The 18,433-nt window shown below is 44.2% G+C and carries 15 protein-coding genes and 2 tRNA genes; 5 read left to right on the forward strand and 12 right to left on the reverse strand.

What is annotated here, in order from left to right:
* Nucleotides 1-270 precede the first annotated feature (270 nt).
* From VKA52_RS11150 to VKA52_RS11160, 3 genes are all read right to left on the reverse strand, one after another.
* Nucleotides 271-1,554, reverse strand: coding sequence for a peptidoglycan DD-metalloendopeptidase family protein (locus VKA52_RS11150; protein WP_326315715.1), 1,284 nt, complete (start codon nucleotides 1,552-1,554; stop codon nucleotides 271-273).
* Between the two features lie 726 nt (nucleotides 1,555-2,280).
* A tRNA-Phe gene (locus VKA52_RS11155) sits at nucleotides 2,281-2,353 on the reverse strand.
* A 93-nt stretch (nucleotides 2,354-2,446) separates the two neighbouring features.
* Nucleotides 2,447-2,523, reverse strand: a tRNA-Asp gene (locus VKA52_RS11160).
* A 125-nt stretch (nucleotides 2,524-2,648) separates the two neighbouring features.
* Here VKA52_RS11160 and VKA52_RS11165 point away from each other — a divergent pair.
* A complete protein-coding gene (locus VKA52_RS11165) occupies nucleotides 2,649-3,131 on the forward strand; it encodes a hypothetical protein (RefSeq protein ID WP_160910526.1) in 483 nt (160 codons plus the stop codon).
* A 24-nt stretch (nucleotides 3,132-3,155) separates the two neighbouring features.
* Here VKA52_RS11165 and VKA52_RS11170 read toward each other — a convergent pair whose 3' ends face one another.
* Nucleotides 3,156-3,698 (reverse strand): TIGR00730 family Rossman fold protein, encoded by a 543-nt coding sequence (locus VKA52_RS11170; RefSeq protein ID WP_326315716.1) that lies wholly within the window; start codon nucleotides 3,696-3,698, stop codon nucleotides 3,156-3,158.
* Between the two features lie 118 nt (nucleotides 3,699-3,816).
* Nucleotides 3,817-5,106 (reverse strand): adenylosuccinate synthase, encoded by a 1,290-nt coding sequence (locus VKA52_RS11175; protein WP_160910524.1) that lies wholly within the window; start codon nucleotides 5,104-5,106, stop codon nucleotides 3,817-3,819.
* A 363-nt stretch (nucleotides 5,107-5,469) separates the two neighbouring features.
* Between VKA52_RS11175 and VKA52_RS11180 the strand changes: the two genes are divergently transcribed.
* Together VKA52_RS11180 and VKA52_RS11185 are read left to right on the forward strand one after the other, a co-directional pair.
* Complete coding sequence (locus VKA52_RS11180; protein WP_160910523.1) at nucleotides 5,470-6,252, forward strand: DeoR/GlpR family DNA-binding transcription regulator; 783 nt, start codon at nucleotides 5,470-5,472, stop codon at nucleotides 6,250-6,252.
* On the forward strand, nucleotides 6,243-7,100 hold the full coding sequence (locus VKA52_RS11185) for a Cof-type HAD-IIB family hydrolase (RefSeq protein WP_326315717.1): 858 nt from the start codon (nucleotides 6,243-6,245) through the stop codon (nucleotides 7,098-7,100). Before VKA52_RS11180 ends, VKA52_RS11185 begins: the two co-directional genes overlap by 10 nt.
* Before the next feature lie 125 nt (nucleotides 7,101-7,225).
* On the opposite strand, the gene dnaB is transcribed toward VKA52_RS11185, so the two are convergent.
* The 4 genes from dnaB to VKA52_RS11205 form a co-directional block, all read right to left on the reverse strand.
* Nucleotides 7,226-8,587: a replicative DNA helicase gene (gene dnaB, locus VKA52_RS11190; protein WP_089650694.1), complete on the reverse strand. Its 1,362-nt coding sequence runs from the start codon at nucleotides 8,585-8,587 to the stop codon at nucleotides 7,226-7,228.
* 173 nt (nucleotides 8,588-8,760) lie between these two features.
* Nucleotides 8,761-9,207, reverse strand: a complete 447-nt coding sequence (gene rplI, locus VKA52_RS11195) for a 50S ribosomal protein L9 (protein ID WP_160910521.1) — start codon at nucleotides 9,205-9,207, stop codon at nucleotides 8,761-8,763.
* A complete protein-coding gene (locus VKA52_RS11200; RefSeq protein WP_326315718.1) occupies nucleotides 9,204-11,177 on the reverse strand; it encodes a DHH family phosphoesterase in 1,974 nt (657 codons plus the stop codon). The genes rplI and VKA52_RS11200 overlap by 4 nt, the downstream gene beginning before the upstream one ends.
* 33 nt (nucleotides 11,178-11,210) lie before the next feature.
* The gene (locus tag VKA52_RS11205; RefSeq protein ID WP_326315719.1) at nucleotides 11,211-12,155 is read right to left on the reverse strand and encodes a YybS family protein; all 945 of its coding nucleotides are present in this window, start codon (nucleotides 12,153-12,155) and stop codon (nucleotides 11,211-11,213) included.
* A 163-nt stretch (nucleotides 12,156-12,318) separates the two neighbouring features.
* Here VKA52_RS11205 and VKA52_RS11210 point away from each other — a divergent pair, with 163 nt between their 5' ends.
* Together VKA52_RS11210 and VKA52_RS11215 are read left to right on the forward strand one after the other, a co-directional pair.
* A complete protein-coding gene (locus tag VKA52_RS11210) occupies nucleotides 12,319-13,134 on the forward strand; it encodes a histidinol-phosphatase HisJ family protein (RefSeq protein WP_326315720.1) in 816 nt (271 codons plus the stop codon).
* On the forward strand, nucleotides 13,127-13,645 hold the full coding sequence (locus VKA52_RS11215; protein ID WP_326315721.1) for an NUDIX domain-containing protein: 519 nt from the start codon (nucleotides 13,127-13,129) through the stop codon (nucleotides 13,643-13,645). Before VKA52_RS11210 ends, VKA52_RS11215 begins: the two co-directional genes overlap by 8 nt.
* Nucleotides 13,646-13,695: 50 nt before the next feature.
* Here VKA52_RS11215 and VKA52_RS11220 read toward each other — a convergent pair whose 3' ends face one another.
* From VKA52_RS11220 to VKA52_RS11230, 3 genes are all read right to left on the reverse strand, one after another.
* Nucleotides 13,696-15,213, reverse strand: a complete 1,518-nt coding sequence (locus tag VKA52_RS11220; RefSeq protein ID WP_326315722.1) for an AbgT family transporter — start codon at nucleotides 15,211-15,213, stop codon at nucleotides 13,696-13,698.
* Between the two features lie 206 nt (nucleotides 15,214-15,419).
* The gene (serA, locus tag VKA52_RS11225) at nucleotides 15,420-17,003 is read right to left on the reverse strand and encodes a phosphoglycerate dehydrogenase (protein WP_160910515.1); all 1,584 of its coding nucleotides are present in this window, start codon (nucleotides 17,001-17,003) and stop codon (nucleotides 15,420-15,422) included.
* A gap of 2 nt (nucleotides 17,004-17,005) precedes the next feature.
* Entirely contained in the window at nucleotides 17,006-18,166 is a 1,161-nt protein-coding gene (locus VKA52_RS11230; RefSeq protein WP_326315723.1) for a pyridoxal-phosphate-dependent aminotransferase family protein, read from the reverse strand.
* Between the last annotated feature and the right edge of the window lie 267 nt (nucleotides 18,167-18,433).

An 18,433-nucleotide genomic window follows, 5' to 3' on the forward strand; every position in this document is an offset into this window, starting at 1 on the left:
TTGCGTCACATCCCTTTCCTCGACATCTTTTCTTTCTCTTATTTTAACTTATTTAATGAAAAATGTCTTATTTCACCATAAACCTCACTCGAAATCAGCCCTTTCACCTATACTTTTATCATGCCTATTTCTTAAACCTCTTACTAAATCTTACTCCAGCCCAACGTCAATAGTTTTGAAAATTAATGCATGGGGAATGAAAAAAGTCGTTCACTACACGGTCGGTTTTATATAGAAAAAACCGCTATGATTCAATCATAGCGGTTAGAGTCAGCGGGAGACGTGGGAAAGTGGATTTTCAAGCGACCCTTCTTTGTGAATTTCAAAATGAAGGTGTACACCTGTAGAACGTCCCGTCGTTCCCATCACTCCGATCTTTTCACCTTTTTTAACGGACTGTCCTTTTTTAACGTCGATGGATGAGAGGTGAGCGTAAATCGTCTCATATCCATTCCCATGATCAATAACTACTTTATTTCCAAAGCTTTTTCGATATCCAGCTTCAATCACTTTTCCATAATCAGCAGCTTTAATCGTTTTATCGGACACCCCGGCAATGTCAATCCCTTTATGGTAGCGTCCCCAGCGCTCGCCTTGCTTACTGGTAATTTGACCACCAACAGCAGGCCAGGAAAAATCACCGGTACCTTTAGAGGGAACTCTCTTTGTCCCTTGAAGTACAATTTTCTTTACCGGTTCTTTGACGACTTCTTTTTCCACTACCTCTTCTTTTAATTCTTCCCCATTACGGTACGTTCGCTCAATCAATAGCTCTCTTTTGCCTTCTTCCCCTTCTTGCTTCACTTCAGATTCCCCTTTATAGAGTTCATCCGACTTTTTCATTTGAACTTTATGGGGAATCACTTCTTCCTTACGTTCCTTCTTTGTAAATACTACATCCACGAGCGGTTTCTTTGATTTAGCCATCATCCCAATAAACGATGTCGCTTCAGAATGATTACTCGGATAAATACGACCTTCTTCCACCCGGGACACAGCTTCATCGACTGTATGGACCTGAGAGAGCGCGACCTGATCTTCTTCCATTGTAACGGGAAGCGATAAACCGACATCCATAACCTTCGTTTCACCAATGTCCGGCAGTTCAGGCGTTCCATTTTCCAACTTGGCTAGTTCACCGTCACCGACATATTCCTCTTTCACCGATTCTATGACTTGTTCCGCTTTTTCTTCATTCGGAAGATGAGCAACGGGCTTTCCATCGATGTTAAGACGCACAATGTCTACGGCAAACGTTAATTCATTCTGAAGCGAATCCATGACTTTTGAAGATTCATCATTCACAGAAAACACTTTCTGTTCCTTGAATGAGACCTCTTCCATATAAGAAAGATCCAATCCTTTATGGTCTTTTTCCGCCTCTTCCATACGTTCTCGTAATTCCGCTTTGATCTCTGCTTGATTTTCTACCATACCCACATGTTGTTCATCTATATAAACGTGATAAACCGTCGGAAGTGAACTTTCAGCGTAGACCGTCCCTACGCCGACACTTACGACAGAGATTGCTGTGACAGCTAGTTTCTTCCACATGATATTGATCCTCCTGATGCTCCTGTCTAAACTTTCCCTAGATTAATCTATCACATGGAGGATTTATAAGAAATAGATATTCAAATATGTAAAAAAGGTATAATATTCTTACCAAAATTACGAAATAGTAGTCATTTTTTCATATTAAACTGTTCATTATAATAAGTTCCCTATATTCCATATAAGCACCCTTTTCTTGAAGACTAAGTTTCGAGAGGTTTGTGTGATTCTAGGGGCTCCGGGAAAAGGTTCGTCTTGCTCCATCTTCCTATAGGAGTCTCACCGTTTCCCTACGCCCCTTTACCTTATAAGTGTCTCGAAACGACTTGAGAATTGGAACCTTATTTAAAAGTAAAGGGATGACACGCTCTGAACTAGGCTTTTCGTACTTTGGAGGTGTTTTAATTATCCACTTCCCTTAACCATACAAGCTGATTTTTTAAGTAGAAGTTTCGAGTATCTTCTTTGATTAGTGGGCGGAGGGGAATGGCGAGACTCCTGCGGGAAAAGAGTGCTTGGTGAGACCCCGCAGGACGCAGTCCGAGGAGGCTCACCGCGCTCCCGTGGAAAGCGAGTTATTCCCCGCAGCCCCCATCCACTCAAAAAACATCTCGAAACTGACTCTCCCACAATCCTGCCAGATAGTTAAATAAGGAATTCTAAGAAATTGAATAATAATTCATAAAAAAAAAGCTTACGGAATATTTCCGTAAGCTTTTTAAGGAGTGGCTCGGGACGGAATCGAACCGCCGACACACGGATTTTCAGTCCGTTGCTCTACCGACTGAGCTACCGAGCCATAATCAATTTATTTATTACCATTCGACATTAAAACCTAATGAGGCCATCACATTACGTGTGTATTCGACTACCTCAAATGGTATAATGAAAATGGCGGTCCGGACGGGACTCGAACCCGCGACCTCCTGCGTGACAGGCAGGCATTCTAACCAACTGAACTACCGGACCAAACGGCTTGTTCACCGCAACGATAACTATCGTACCATACAGAATAGACGTAAGCAATAGTAATTTTACTAGAAACATATATTTTCTCTCTGAATTCTGTTCACCAAAAAGAAAGGAGGGTTTGTTTGAAAAAGGTTTTTCGTTACATTATTCTCGTCCTTATCCTTTTATTTGTCTCCATTATTGGTTTTTTAAAGCTGAACCCACCGCTTACTCATGGGTCAATCGGTACAACAGAAGATAAGCAGACTGTCATTGTCGCACTTGGTAACAAGAGCTTACTTGGAAGCATTCAGATTACTGATGTTTCCATCAATAACAATCAAAAACCTACTAATATCAAGATGCAGATCAGTGATTCTGAAAAAGGTTTTATGATTACCGATACATACGCGCTTGTAGAAGATGCGTATGCCATCAATGAATATGAAACCATTCCTCTCGCCCCTGACACTTCGCCACTAGCCTCTAAAGCAATGGCTGCGTCACCTGATACCTCACCAACGACGATCTACGGTTTGAGCATTACCGAAGAGTCCTCGATTGAAAGTATTAAATTGACGTATCGCTTTTTTGGGCTGATTTTCTTTAAAACGATCCAAGTATAAAAGACGCGCCTGCAGGCACGTCTTTTATTTTTTCCGCTCCATTTCATTCAATAAAGAAGAAGGATTGTTGGAGTCAATAAAAAGTTCACGGTTATCTTCAGGTACAAATCCTGCTTTTATTGCGTGTTCAATGAGCTGAACGAGCGGAGCGTAGTATTCCGCAATGTTGTATAGGGCGAGCGGTTTTGAATGAAGGCCGATTTGAGCCCAGCTGACCGTTTCAAAAAGTTCTTCAAACGTCCCAAAACCTCCGGGGAGAGCGATGAATCCGTCAGCCAGTTCGCTCATCTTGGCTTTTCTTTCATGCATAGTTCCTACCTCAATCATTTCTGTTAGGTTGGGGTGGACGATTTCCTTCTCAAAAAGGTGACTTGGCATAATGCCCGTCACTTTCCCCCCGCTATTCAGAACCTGATCAGCTAAGACACCCATTAAACCACTTTTAGCACCGCCATAGACCAGTTCAATGTCCTTAGCGGCCAGACTTTCTCCCAAATCTTCCGTTTTCTTTATAAAAACCGGGTCATTCCCTACGCTGGACCCAGCGAAAACACAAATACGTTTCACGTGAAACACTCCTCGTCTTGTTCATCTATGTAAAGTTTACCCTAACAAACGCTTATCCGATTCTCATACCTGCTGACTTTTCTAAAAAAAGCCCGGCTTTGTAAGCCAGGCTTTCCTATTATTCACTATATACACTACGAACAACGTTTGTCTGTGCACGGTCAGGGCCAACAGAGAAAATAGACAACGGGATCCCTGTCAGCTGAGATACACGCTCAATGTAATGACGTGCGTTCTCAGGAAGGTCACTCAGCGTTTTAGCGCCTGTGATGTCTTCCGTCCAGCCTGGCATTTCTTCGTAAACAGGCTCGCATTCGGCAAGGACTTTCAAACTTGCCGGGAACTCTTCCATGATTTCCCCTTTGTATTTGTATGCCGTACAGATTTTCAGTGTTTCGATTCCTGTCAGTACATCAATGGAATTCAAGGAAAGGTCTGTAATTCCACTTACTCGACGTGCATGACGGACAACCACACTATCAAACCAGCCCACACGGCGAGGACGTCCTGTCGTCGTACCATATTCGCGTCCTACTTCGCGGATTTGATCTCCGACTTCGTTCTCAAGCTCAGTCGGGAAAGGTCCATCTCCCACACGTGTTGTGTAAGCTTTCGAAACACCAACAACGTGTTTAATTTTCGATGGTCCTACACCAGAACCGATCGTTACGCCACCTGCAATTGGGTTAGAAGAAGTAACAAATGGATACGTTCCCTGATCAATATCAAGCATAACTCCCTGGGCCCCTTCAAAAAGAACACGACGGCCATCGTCCAATTCATCATTCAATACGACAGACGTATCGCAAACATAGGAAGCAATCTTTTGCCCATATTCATAGTATTCATCGAGAATTTCTTCCACCGTAAATGGTTCTGTTTCATATACTTTTTCAAAAAGACGATTCTTCTCAGTAAGGTTCTGTTCGAGCTTCTCACGGAAGCTTTCTTTATCAAGTAAATCAGCAATACGGATTCCGGTACGAGCCGCCTTGTCCATATAAGCAGGACCAATTCCTTTTTTGGTCGTTCCGATTTTATTCGCACCCTTGTCTTCCTCTTGCAGCGTATCTAATTTCAAGTGATACGGCAGAATGACATGAGCACGGTTGCTGATGCGCAGATTATCTGTCGATACGCCTTTGTCATGTAAGTATTTTAATTCTTCAAGCAGCGCTTTCGGATCAATCACCATTCCGTTTCCAAGCACGCACGTTTTATCTTCAAAAAAGATCCCTGAAGGAATCAAGTGAAGCTTATATGTGACTCCATCAAATTTTATGGTATGACCCGCATTATTTCCGCCCTGATAACGAGCGACAACTTCGGCATTTTGTGATAAAAAATCAGTAATCTTGCCTTTTCCTTCGTCCCCCCACTGGGTTCCGACTACAACTACAGAAGACATAAGGCACCTCCGCCAAAAATTTGTTAAATATGTTATCCATCGTCAGTTTACCAATTCACACCTCGCAAGTCAACGCTAAAACCGAACATTAAATTATAATTACATAATTATTGTTCGATTATAAACCATAACTTCATAACTCTCGATATAATCTGCTTTCTTGTCATAGGATGTTCGGGGAGAGTTCAAGCGAATCCAACCTTTATGGGAAAGTTTCTTTGACAATGAATACCTTATTTTTATCACAAAAGCACAAGATTAACTAATATTTACATTAATACTTAAAACAACTTGTTTTTAATTGATTTCAATTAATATTTTACTTATAATCACTTATAAGAGCAACATTGGAAGGAGAATTCGATGTATCAGGAAGAACGTCTGATTGGAGTCCTACAATTTTTAAAAGAAAATCGTAGGATTTCCATTGATCAAATGTGTGAGATGTTTGATATATCCAGAGACACAGCAAGACGGGATTTAGTAAAGTTAGAGGAACGAAAAGCGATCGTTCGTACACGCGGGGGAGCCATTCTGCCACGCACACATACAACCATCCAGGATTATTCTCACCGATTAAAGACCGTATCCTTTGAAAAGCAGCAGATCGGTAGTAAGGCTGTATCTTTCATTCGGCCAGGAGACAAAATCATTCTGGATACATCCACGACCGTTCAGGCATGTGCGAATCAAATACGCCCGATGGACATCACAGTCATTACAAATTCGATTCACCAGGCAGAAATTTTATCGAACGTTGAAAGCGTGTCCATTCAGTTGCTTGGTGGTTTTCTCCAAAAGGAGCACCAATTCCTTTATGGAGCTTCCGTCATTGAACGTTTAAAAAGTTACCATGTGGATCAGGCGTTTATCGGAGTGGTAGGAATCTCTGATTCAGGACTCTCGATTGCCCACGAAGAAGATGGGATGGTCAAACGGAACATGATTAAACAGGCAGAACAAGTCATCGTTCTTGCAGACCATACGAAATTTGGAGTGACCGAGTTCTTTACTTTCGCAGAACTTGAAGACGTAGATGTCATCATTACAGACCAGCTTCCTGATGAAGAATTTCAGCAAAGACTACAAGAGCATCATGTAGACCTGATTGTTACAGGTGAGGAGGGATCTGACTTATGGACATGATTGCCATTGACTTAGACGGGACACTGTTAAATTCCGAGAATAAAATCAGTCCAGATAATATTCAGGCGATACGCCGTGCCAAGGAAGAGGGCGTAGAGGTGGTCATCGCAACAGGAAGGGCAGCATTCGATGTCCGAAACCTGTTCTCCAGCCTTGATCTTCAAACATGGGTGATTGCGGCCAATGGAGCGACCATTCATCGTCCCGATGGTACACTTTTTTCATCCATACCGATGGAGAAGGAAGACGTCACCGAAATTTTAGGGTGGCTGGAAGAAGAAGCGTTCTACTATGAAGCGATTGATGATGAAGCGATCTTAACCCCTCAAAATGGCAGAGAGCTTATGAGCATTGAGCTTGATCGGATTCGTAGTGCTAATCCAAAAGCGGATCTGACAAGCCTTGAAAAGGCAGCTGAAAAACAATTTAGTCAGTCCGGTTTTTTACATGTAGATTCTTACAAAGAAATTGTAGATAGCAAAAGGAATGTGCACAACATTCTGGCCTTCTCCTTTGAAAAGGGAAAACTCCAAAAAGGATGGGATCGATTCATTGAGTATCCTGACCTGACCCTTGTAAGTTCTGCCAACCATAACTTCGAACTGGAACACAGGCTTGCTTCCAAAGGAAATGCCGTCATGAAATTGGCAGAAGAACTGAACCGATCGATAAAAAGGACAGCGGTCATTGGAGACAGCTTGAATGATTTATCTATGATCAATGTGGCAGGATACAGCGCCGCAATGGGCAACGCGAAGGATGAAGTGAAAGAGGCCTGCCACTTCAATACGAAAACGAATGACGAAAATGGTGTCGCCCATGCCATTGACTATTTCTTAACCCTATAGGATCATCCATTTCTCAGCGTGACTTTTCGGGAGGCGTGATGAGAGAGATGATATAGATGGCTTCTTTGAGAAGCTGCTTATAAAAAAAGACGCCCGAGACTTCAAGTCTCGGGCGTCTTCCTTCTTTAAGCGGGCGGTACATCGGCATCGGAATACCGGTGGTCCAAGTCGACGAACTTGTTGTATTCTTTCACAAAGGCGAGTGAGACCGTCCCCACTGGACCGTTACGTTGTTTGGCAAGGATGATTTCAATAATGTTCTGGTTTTCGGATTCCTGATCGTAATAATCATCACGATAAAGGAACCCAACAATATCGGCATCCTGCTCAATGGAACCAGATTCACGCAAGTCAGACATCATCGGTCGTTTATCCTGTCTTGATTCAACTCCACGGGAGAGCTGGGACAAAGCAATCAAAGGAACATTAAGTTCACGAGCCAACCCTTTTAAGGAACGGGAAATTTCTGATACTTCCTGTTGTCGGTTTTCCTTGGAGTTGGCGCTACCCTGGATCAACTGTAAGTAGTCGATCAAAATCATGCCAAGTCCGTGTTCCTGTTTGAGGCGACGGCACTTGGAACGGATTTCACTGACCCGGATCCCTGGTGTATCGTCAATATAAATCCCGGCATTCGATAAACTCCCCATCGCCATCGTCAGTTTGTTCCAATCCTCTGTTTCCATCTGTCCTGTACGGAGACGCTGGGCATCAATGTTTCCTTCCGCACAAATCATACGGGAAACGAGCTGATCGGCCCCCATCTCCAAACTGAAGATCGCAACATTCTCATCGGTATGGACCGCTACGTTCTGAGCAATATTCAGAGCAAACGCGGTCTTACCCATGGACGGACGGGCGGCAATGATAATCAAATCATTCCGTTGGAAACCAGAGGTGATATGATCAAGGTCACGGTACCCTGTCGGAATTCCAGTCGTACTTCCATCATTGTGGTGCAACTGCTCAATGTTGTCATAAACGTCAATCAGTACATCTTTAATGCTTTTGAAAGCACTGGAATTTTTCCTTTGGGAAACCTCGAGAATGTCTTTTTCTGCGGCATTTAATACATCCTCTAAGTCCTCTTCTTCTGAATAGCCCGTTGTTACGATATTCGTAGCCGTACGGATCAAACTTCTAAGGGTCGATTTTTCACTCACAATGCTCGTGTAGTACTGGATATTCGCAGCTGTCGGGACGGAGTTTGCAATATCCGTTAAATAAGAAACCCCTCCGACCTCCTCCAGCACCTGGTTGTTAGAAAGAGCTGCCGTTACGGTTACGAGATCGATGGGCTCCCCTTTATCTGAAAGAGAAAGCATCACTTCGAATATTCGCTGGTGACTCGCCCGATAGAAATCTTCAGGAAGAAGATACTCAGCCGCTGTCGACATCGCTTCAGGTTCTAAAAAGACCGCCCCGAGTACCGCCTGTTCTGCTTCTATATTATGGGGCGGGGTACGATCGTTCCACATTTCACTCACTGTTGTTCCTCCTCTGAATCTAAAGCACGGATGGCCCGTCCGTTACAAACAACCAAGCGTTGTACGGTTATTTTATACATCCTTCCTTCTCGTTATGAAAAAGAGGGATGGGAGCCAGAAATACAAAACAGAAGCGCCCAATAAAATGGATTGGGCGCTTGATCGTTCAGGACTTACTTTTCCTCGACATGGACTTTGATCGTACCTGTTACTTCTGGATGAAGTTTTACAGGGACGTTCGTATAGCCCAATGTCCGGATCGGATCATCAAGCTCGATTTTACGTTTATCGATTTTAATATTGTGGGATTTCTTCAGTTGCTCAGCAATTTGTTTGCTAGTAATGGAACCAAATAGGCGTCCATTATCTCCGGATTTCGCCACAAGCTTCACTTCGAGGTCCGCCAGCGTCTCTTTTAACCGCTTCGCTTCTTCGACTTCTTCCTGTGCTTGCTGCTCGACTTTGGCATCTTTGGCTTTTTGCGCCTGGACATTCCCCTTCGTCGCTTCTACCGCCAAATTGTTCTTCAGAAGGTAGTTGCGTGCATATCCATCGTTCACTTCTTTAATTTCGCCTTTTTTGCCTTTTCCTTTAACATCCGCTTTGAAAATTACTTTCATTCTGTGTCTCCCCCTTCAAAATACTCATCAATAATATCTTGCAACAATGCTTTTGCATCTTCAATCGTTGTATCTTCAAGCTGCGTAGCTGCGTTCGTCAAATGCCCGCCGCCGTTCATCTTTTCCATAATGACCTGAACGTTAATATCTCCGAGAGAACGGGCACTGATGCCGATCCGTCCATCCTTCCGTTCAGATATGACAAAGGAAGAAACGATGCCGCTCATGGTCAGTAAAGTATCTGCTGCCTGTGCAATGATGACAGGTCCGTAAGTTTCTCCACGGTCCCCGGTGGAGATCGCAATTCCATCTCTGTAAACAGAAGCCCGTTCAATCAGCTTACTTCTACGAATATAGACATCCAAGTCTTCTTTCATAAACTTCTGGACTTGTACGGTATCCGCACCTTTTGACCTCAAATACGAAGCAGCATCGAACGTACGTGAGCCTGTACGAAGCGTGAAGCTCTTCGTATCGACGATGATACCTGCGAGCAGGGCAGTAGATTCGAGCATCGACAATTTCAGTTTTTTCGGCTGGTATTCAAGCAGCTCGGTGACAAGCTCTGCCGTTGATGAAGCGTATGGTTCCATATAAACAAGGGTAGGATCGGCAATGAATTCCTCTGCACGTCTGTGGTGATCGATCACGACGACATGCTCCGTTTTGGATAGAAGCTTCTCCTCGATGACCATGGATGGCTTGTGCGTATCCACAACGACAAGCAATGTCTCATTCGTTACCATCTCTAAAGCATCCTCAGGCGGAATGAAATAATGCCAGAGCTCTTCGTCTTTCTCGATTTCCTCGACCATGCGTTGAACGCCGGTGTCGATATCATCCGGATCGAGGACAATCGCGGCTTTCTTGTCGTTCGCCTGGGCAATTTTCAAAATACCGATCGATGCGCCGACAGAATCCATATCCGGAGATTTGTGTCCCATGATCAGAACCTTTTCACTTGCCTGTACGAGTTCTTTCATAGCGTGGGAAATGACTCGCGCGCGCACCCGTGTCCGTTTTTCCATCGGATTCGTTTTTCCGCCATAGAAACGGACTTTTCCTGAATCATCTTTGATGGCCACCTGGTCCCCACCTCGGCCCAGGGCAAGATCAAGACTTGATTGAGCCAGTTCTCCCAGTTCGGGAAGGCTGACCGGGCCGACACCAATACCGAAACTTAACGTTAACGGAACGTTCTGGTCTGTAATCAATTCACGTACATCATCGAGAATTTCAAACTTCGCTTTTTCCAAAGTGTACAGGATTTTCTGATTCATGACCGCTATGAAACGCTCTTGCGACGTTCGCTTCAAGTAAATGCCATAGTCTCCAGCCCACTTATTCAAAATTGAAGTCACCTGTGAGTTGATATGGCTTTTTGCCGTATCATCCATCCCCTGGGTGATTTCTTCATAATTATCAAGAAAAATAATAGAAAGAACCGTCTGCTCATTTTCATAACGGTTGTGGATCTCCGTCTGTTGCGTCCGGTCGAACAAGTAAAGCAGACGTTCGTCCCTTTTGATGATTGTCTGGAATTTATAACCGGCAATGGTGATCCAAACTTCATCTTCCTCATCTTTCACACAGGGAATCAGGTGATCGGAAAGTCGTTTTAACGATTCTCCAACAATGGTATCCTCGTCTGTGAACTTGTTCATGTAAGGGTTTGCCCACTCAATCATATAATTTTCACTATAAAGAACAATTCCGATGGGCATTTCCAACAAGGCTTCTTCGCCGACTTTTTTCACCCTGTAGGATAAAGTCGATATATATTCTTCTGTCTCATTGATCATGTTCTGTTCAGTACGGACACTGTAAAAAATGGACGCAGCTAAAAACAGCGTCATCATCAGTCCAAGCATCCATTGATAGTACCAGATGAAGCCAAGCAGAATGAGAGAGATCAAGTATATGATCCACAAGTGTCCGCTCATCGTTGGTTTTTTAAAAAAATTCGGCATTGCATTCAGCTCCTACCATCTTCTTGAGAGCGATCATTCTTTCTTTTCTTCCACACGGTCCCTCATTGGAAATCCTATATCAATTATACCGATTATTCTCACAAGGTACATGACGATTTGCGGAAGAAGTATAGAAAATACAACCACAAGAATCGGTATAGCTTTTGACCACTTTTTCTTCCATGCGTAGAAAAAGACGAAGGAGAATCCCTGAAGGACAATCAGTGCTCCCGTCAGTATGAATACATTCACGGCAGCTAAATAAATCAAATCATTTCCATCCATCGTGACATAATTCAAGATCATCGCAACAAAGTAATACCATAAGATGGATGTCGGCAGCTTGAAATTCTTGAAATCTGTGAATCCCATGGACTGATTTTCAATGCGGTTGATCAACTTATATGTCGTCCATTGGCTGACAAAAGCCATCATCACACCACTCATCGCCAATATACTTGGGACAATATCCGGGATGAACTCAATCAATTGCCCGATTTCAGCCAAATCCGTCTCAACCTCTTCTCCATCGAGAAGTCCCGAGAAAATCCTTTCGAAAGTACCGTATCCCTGGCTCATCCCACTTTTCAGTTCTTCCATTAAATTGACGCCAAGGAAGAGCTGTGTGACTAGGAGAATTCCGAGAAGACCGATGACAAACCCCACAGAGCCAATGGCAAGAGCTTCATAGGGTGAACGTTTGTGGTGCAAAGCGATTCCCAGGAAAAGCCCGCCAATTCCGGCAAGTAAGGTGAAAACGGTAAATACGGGAGCAAATAACAGTGTGAAAAGGGTCGCGGCCACAAACATAAGGCCCCCCGCTTTTCCACCATGACGGTAACTATAATAAATAAATGGAACAGGCAGGATCAATAATAGTAATGGTCCTATAACCGGCACAAAAATGATTACCAATAACAATAGCAGATATAGGCCGGTCATTAAAGCCCCTTCCGTCAACCTCTTTGTGTCATTCATGATTGATAAAGCACCTCTATTTCTATCGCGCTTGTCTTAACCTCCCTATTTTAACATATCACCCCCTCACACTTCTCGTATCAATTGCTTCCATCCGCTTCTTCTTGGTGATTTTTTCTAATGTTTGTTATGATGAATAAAATTCGATAGAGGAGGGACGCACATGCGCACCGATTACCACGTCCATATGGCGGAAACCGGAAACCTTGATGTCGACTATCTACGAACCTACATAACAAAAGCAAAAAAAGAAGGAATCGAAGAATTAGGCATATCTGAACATGCGTATTTCTTTCAGGAAACACGCGACATTCTTTCTAATCCATGGGTGGAGAACCGTCGTACGCTGAACTTTGAAACCTACCAAAAGATGTTTGATGAAGCATACAAAGCAGAACTTCCAATCAAAATGGGCATTGAAATGGATTACATGCCAGGAAAAGAAAAAGAGATGGAAGCCTTTATATCGTCCCATCCTTTCGATTACGTGATCGGTTCGGTCCACTGGATCGATGAATGGGGCATCGACCTTGCGATTTACCGGGATGAGTACGAAAAACGGGATATAAAAGACGTGTACCAGCAATACTTTGACCGTGTCGTCACCCTCGCTGAGTCCGGACTTTTTGATTTTGTCGGTCATATCGATGTCATCAAAGTTTTCGGATACCGCCCGGATGATGAAGATTTTTTGCAAGAACAATACAAACGCGCAGCAAAAGCTCTCGCAAAAACAGATACCTGCATAGAAATCAGTACAGCAGGCTTGCGGAAGCCCGTTGGAGAACTCTACCCCGATCCGACGCTTCTGCAAATATGTAAAAATGAGGGTGTTGGAATCGTTCTCTGCTCAGATGCTCACAAACCGGACCATATCGGATACCGTTATGAGGAAGCCATTGATCTGGCAAAATCAGTCGGATACAAAGAAGTGCATACCTTCTCCAACCGAAAACGCCAGGTGCACCCCATTGGGTGATCTCCGTTTTGAAAAACGATTCGGCCTCGAAGAAAAAGAGGATCACAAAACAAACAGGCGACTTGCCGTCCGAGGTATGATTTTGAACGAAGGAAAAATCCTAATGGTGAAGTCCAATCTTGGAGACTACAAGCTGCCGGGTGGTGGCGTCGATGATGGAGAGAGAGACGAAGAAGCCCTCATAAGAGAAATCCAAGAAGAAACTGGTTTCAAAAACTGCCAGGTGAAGCAATATGTCGGTGCGGTTGTGGAGAGCCACTGGGACGTGTATGAGCCAGAAGCTGTTTTCGAAATGACCTCCCATTATTATATTTGTGAATGGCCGGGGGAAAAGGGCGAGCAAAACCTGGACTCCTACGAAGAAGACCAAGGATTTACACCCGTGTGGATTCGCACGGAGGAAGCCATTGCCCACAACGAAAAAGTAATGGATTACACGAAGAGAAATTTATGGATTCAGCGGGAGAATTACGTCTTGAATCAATTACTGAAGTCCACACAATTTTTTTAATAAAGGTTAACCTAAAAAGCTCAACGTCTGTTTGACGTTGAGCTTTTTTATTAGTATAGGATCGGTGCACCGGGTCCTACAGGGATTCCTAAAAGTACCCACACGAGCAATAGCAGCAGCCAGCCGAGTAAGAAGGCGACGGAATAAGGAATCATCATGGAAATGAGTGTTCCAATCCCCAGTTTCTTATCGTAGCGCTGAGCGAACGCGATAATGACCGGGAAGTATAGAAGCAGCGGTGTGATCATGTTTGTCACAGAGTCTGCGATTCGATAAAGCAATGTTGTAAACTCCGGAGAATAGCCCAGGTTCATCATGATGGGAACGAACACAGGAGCTAAGATCGTCCATTTAGCTGAAGAACTTCCAATGAAGAAGTTGACGACCATCGTCAGTCCAATGAACGTTAAGATAAGTCCAATGCCATCAAATCCTGTAGAGTTCAAGAAGTCGGCACCACGAAAAGCGATGACCGTTCCTAAATTCGTTTCACGGAAATACGCAATGAACTGACCTGCCGTAAACGCAAGAGCAATATAACCACTCATGCTTGCCATTGTTTTTCCGAGCAGTTTAGTAAGGTCTTTGTCATTTGTAATTTCTTTCGTAACCATCCCGTAAATTAAGCCTGGGACAAGGAATAATAGGAAGATGACGAAGACCAAAGCGCTGAAGAATGGCGATTCAATATAAGCGCCGTCCCCACGTAAAGGACCGAAAGACAAGTATGCCATGAGGGCAAACGTAATTAGAAATCCAATCCCCGCAAGACGCATTCCTTTTTTCTCAAGAGCGGTCAGCGCATCGATTTCCCCCTCCTGATCCCCTTCATACTTACCAAGTCGCGGTTCCACGATTTTCTCAGTCACGAGCGTCCCAATAAACGTGATGAGAACAACTGAAACGGCGGCGAAAAAGTAGTTCATCGTGACCGTAATCGTTTCTGCATACGCAGGGTCAATCGTACGGGTAGCTTCAGCAGTTAACTCCTGAAGAATGGCATCCGTAGAGGTGAGCGCAAGGTTGGCACCAAAACCACCTGAAACACCCGCAAAGGCGGCAGCAAGTCCAGCCAGTGGATGTCGCCCAAGTCCTAAGAAAAGAACGGCTCCAAGTGGGGGAAGTACCACATAACCAGCATTAACCGCCACACTGGACATGACCCCGGCAAAAACTAAAGCCGCCGTCAATAATTTTTGAGGAAAGGAAAAGACAATTCCCTTTAAAGAAGCATTAATCAAGCCTGTCTGTTCAGCCAGTCCAATACCGAGCATGGTTACAAGGACTGCTCCAAGCGGTGGAAACCCAATAAAGTTTTGGACGGCACTGTTAAATATATAATCCAGCCCGCTCAGACTGAACAGGTTCTTCACCTCTACAGCTTCCCCTGTCGTTGGGTTCGTAACAGATACACCCGCAAATACCCCAGAAATAATAACAACAATAAATGCTAATATAGCAAACAGCAACAATGGTGATGGAAGCTTGTTCCCCAGCCATTCGATGCCATCTAAAATACGAAATAAAAACCTGCGACCAGATGAAATCTCTGTTCTGTTTTCCTTCATTATATCCCCTCCCTACAAAGTCGATGAATTAAGTCGGAATTAAATTTAACAAGAGAAAGTCTCAAAGTCAAAGCTTTTGTTCCAGGTTTTACAAAAGTATAAAATGTAACCGCTTTCCTTTCATAATAAAAAGACAAACTTGTCGAAGTTTGTCTTTTTATTGATTGCGGCATATCTCTATATGAGCGGAGCCTATTTGAATTCTATTAAATCGTCAAACACTGCACTTGCTTAATATCTGCAATTTGAGCAAGCTTTTCATTACAGTCTCCATCTACCGGTCGATCTACCGTAAGCACCATTACAGCTTCTCCACCTTCGTTCGTACGCCCCACCTGCATCGTTGCGATGTTGATCGCATGTTCAGCAAGTAGACTTCCCACGCGGCCAATCGCGCCTGGCTGGTCGGTGTGGCGAATGACAACAAGATGCCCCTCCGGAACTACGTCGATGGAATACTGATCGAACTGCACAATCCGTGCACCTAAACCGTTCAACAGCGTACCCGCGAGGCTGCGCTTTTCCTGATCGGTTTCGATCTCTACGGTAATTAAGTTCGTGAAGCCTTTCGTTTGGGTCGACTTCTGCTCATTCACCGTAATCCCTTTATCTGAAGCTGTCTTGAACGCATTGACATCATTTACACGCTCACCAATATGGCGTTTCAAGATCCCTTTGACAGCAATCCGTGTCAGAGGCATTGTATCAACCTCGAGCAACTCGCCACTATAATAGACATTCACACGTTCAAGCGTACCTTCTGCCACTTTTGATAAAAAGACGCCCAAACGTTCCGAAAGCTTGAAGTAAGGGGAGAGCTTCTCCATCATTTCTGAGGAAACAGAAGGGAGATTAACCGGATTTTTCACCGTTCCCCCTCGTAATAGTTCCAGTACATCAAAACTGACATCTGTTGCGACATTTTCCTGAGCTTCAATCGTACTTGCCCCGAGGTGCGGGGTGGCAATTACTTCCGGCAAGGATAACAACGGATGCTCTGTCGCAGGCTCCTCTTCAAAGACATCAAGCGCGGCCCCCGCAATTTTTCCTGATTGGACCGCTTCAAATAGTGCATTTTCTTCTACAATTCCTCCACGGGCGCAATTTAAAATACGCGCGCCTGTCTTCATCATGGAAATAGCCTCTTCGTTGATTAGATGCTTCGTCTTTTCAATCAAAGGGGTGTGAACAGTCAGGAAGTCTGCCTGTTTGAGCACTTCCTCTAAAGTCCCGTGCGTAACTCCTGCTTTTTCTGCTTTTTCTTCATTCAAGAATGGATCGAAGGCAACCACTTTCATGCGGTGACCTTTCGCACGCTGGGCAACTTCGCGACCGATCCGGCCGAACCCGACAATGCCGAGTACTTTATCTTTCAACTCCACTCCAACGAATTTTTTACGTTCCCACCGCTTTTGTTGCAGTTGATGATAGGCTTGTGGAATGTTCCGCGCTAACGACATGAGCATCGCCATCGTGTGTTCGGCTGTCGAAATCGTATTCCCATCTGGAGCATTTACGACAATGACGCCGTTTTCCGTTGCTGCATCGAGATCGATGTTATCGACCCCTACACCTGCACGGCCGATGATCTTCAAGTGAGGAGCGTGTTCAATCACTTCTCTCGTCACTTGTGTCTGACTTCTTACGATAAGCGCTTCTGCCGATCCTATTTCCTCCAACAGTTGCTCATGGGATAAGTTCGGATTCATAACAGTTTCGATATCTTCCGCCTCTAATAGAGGTCTGATTCCATCTTCACTCAATGGATCACTAATCAATACACGATGCATCTTTATTCCTCCCTTGTACGATCCAGGTAGGCGGCTTGCGCAGCTGCGACACCCGCTCCCGGTTCGAATTCATGACCTAAACGTTTCAAGACAATTTCCAGAATACCTATATATTGAAGAACATTGGCAGGACGGGAGTATCCCATGTGTCCAATCCTGAAAATTTCACCCTTCATATGCTTTTGACCGCCAGCTAAAATAAGTCCGAACTCTTCATTCGCCACTTTTCGAAGTTGTTCCGCCTCAAAGGATTCTGGTCGGATGGATGTTACGGTCGATGAAGCATCCTCATCAGAGACCAACAAAGGAAGGTTCAAGGCACGACATGCGTTCCGGGTCATTTCCTTCATCGTTTGGTGCCGTTCAAAAACCCGATCTAAGCCTTCCTCTTCCAACAATTCAAGGACCTGCTGGAGTCCGAAAAGAAGAGAAAGAGCAGGGGTGAAAGGCGTTTGTCCTCCTTCAAGCTGTTGACGGTATTTCCGTAAATCTAAGTAAAAACGAGGGCGCGGATTTTCTTCAATGACAGACCAAGCCTCATGACCAACGGCTATAAAAGCGAGCCCCGCAGGAAGCATCATCGCTTTTTGTGAACCTGAAACTAAGATATCGATTCCAGACTGATCCATCTTCACTTCGGAACCTCCAATAGAAGAAACCCCATCGACGATGACGAGAGCTGAACTGATGTTTTTTACACGCTCAGCGACCTTTTCCACCGGATGCATGACTCCGGTCGATGTTTCACAGTGTGTCAGGAACACATCTTTCGTATCCGGGTGGTTCTGAAGCGTTTCTTCCACTTGGGAAACTTCTACAGCTTTTCCCCATGGCACCTCTATGCGTACCACATTTAATTCATACGTCTCACAAATCTGTGCAAATCGATCTCCGAATGCTCCGGCTACGACGACGATTACTTTATCGCCGGGCTTTGTTGTATTTACAACAGAAGCTTCCAAAGAGGACGTACCACTTCCTGTAACGATCAATACCTCACCCGAAGTACCGAACACCGGCTTGAGTCTTGGAGCAATATGATGAATCAAATCCTTGGCTTTCCCACCACGGTGTCCGATCATCGGCTGATTCATGCTTCGTTCTACACTCGGTGGAATCGGCGTTGGACCCGGGGTGTGCAGCAAATCCCATTCACGTTTCATACTTCCTTCAACCTCCTCTATATTCCGCGATTCACTTTTCTCCTTAGATCCTTTTATGCTTTAGAAAAGCAATGATATTCTCTAATCCTATCAAAGAAAGAACCATTGTCAATTAAATTAGAATATTCCGTTTATCGACGTTTTTTTCTTATTTTTATCGAATAAAGGACTTTGATTTTTTTCTTTTTTATCTGTATAATTCAAAAAGTAATTATTTTTAGAAAATTAAAAATAGGGGGAATACACTTTGAGAAAGCATCTATTAGT

It is taken from the genome of Halobacillus sp. HZG1, from assembly GCF_035818575.1.
GTDB lineage: Bacteria > Bacillota > Bacilli > Bacillales > Halobacillaceae > Halobacillus > Halobacillus litoralis.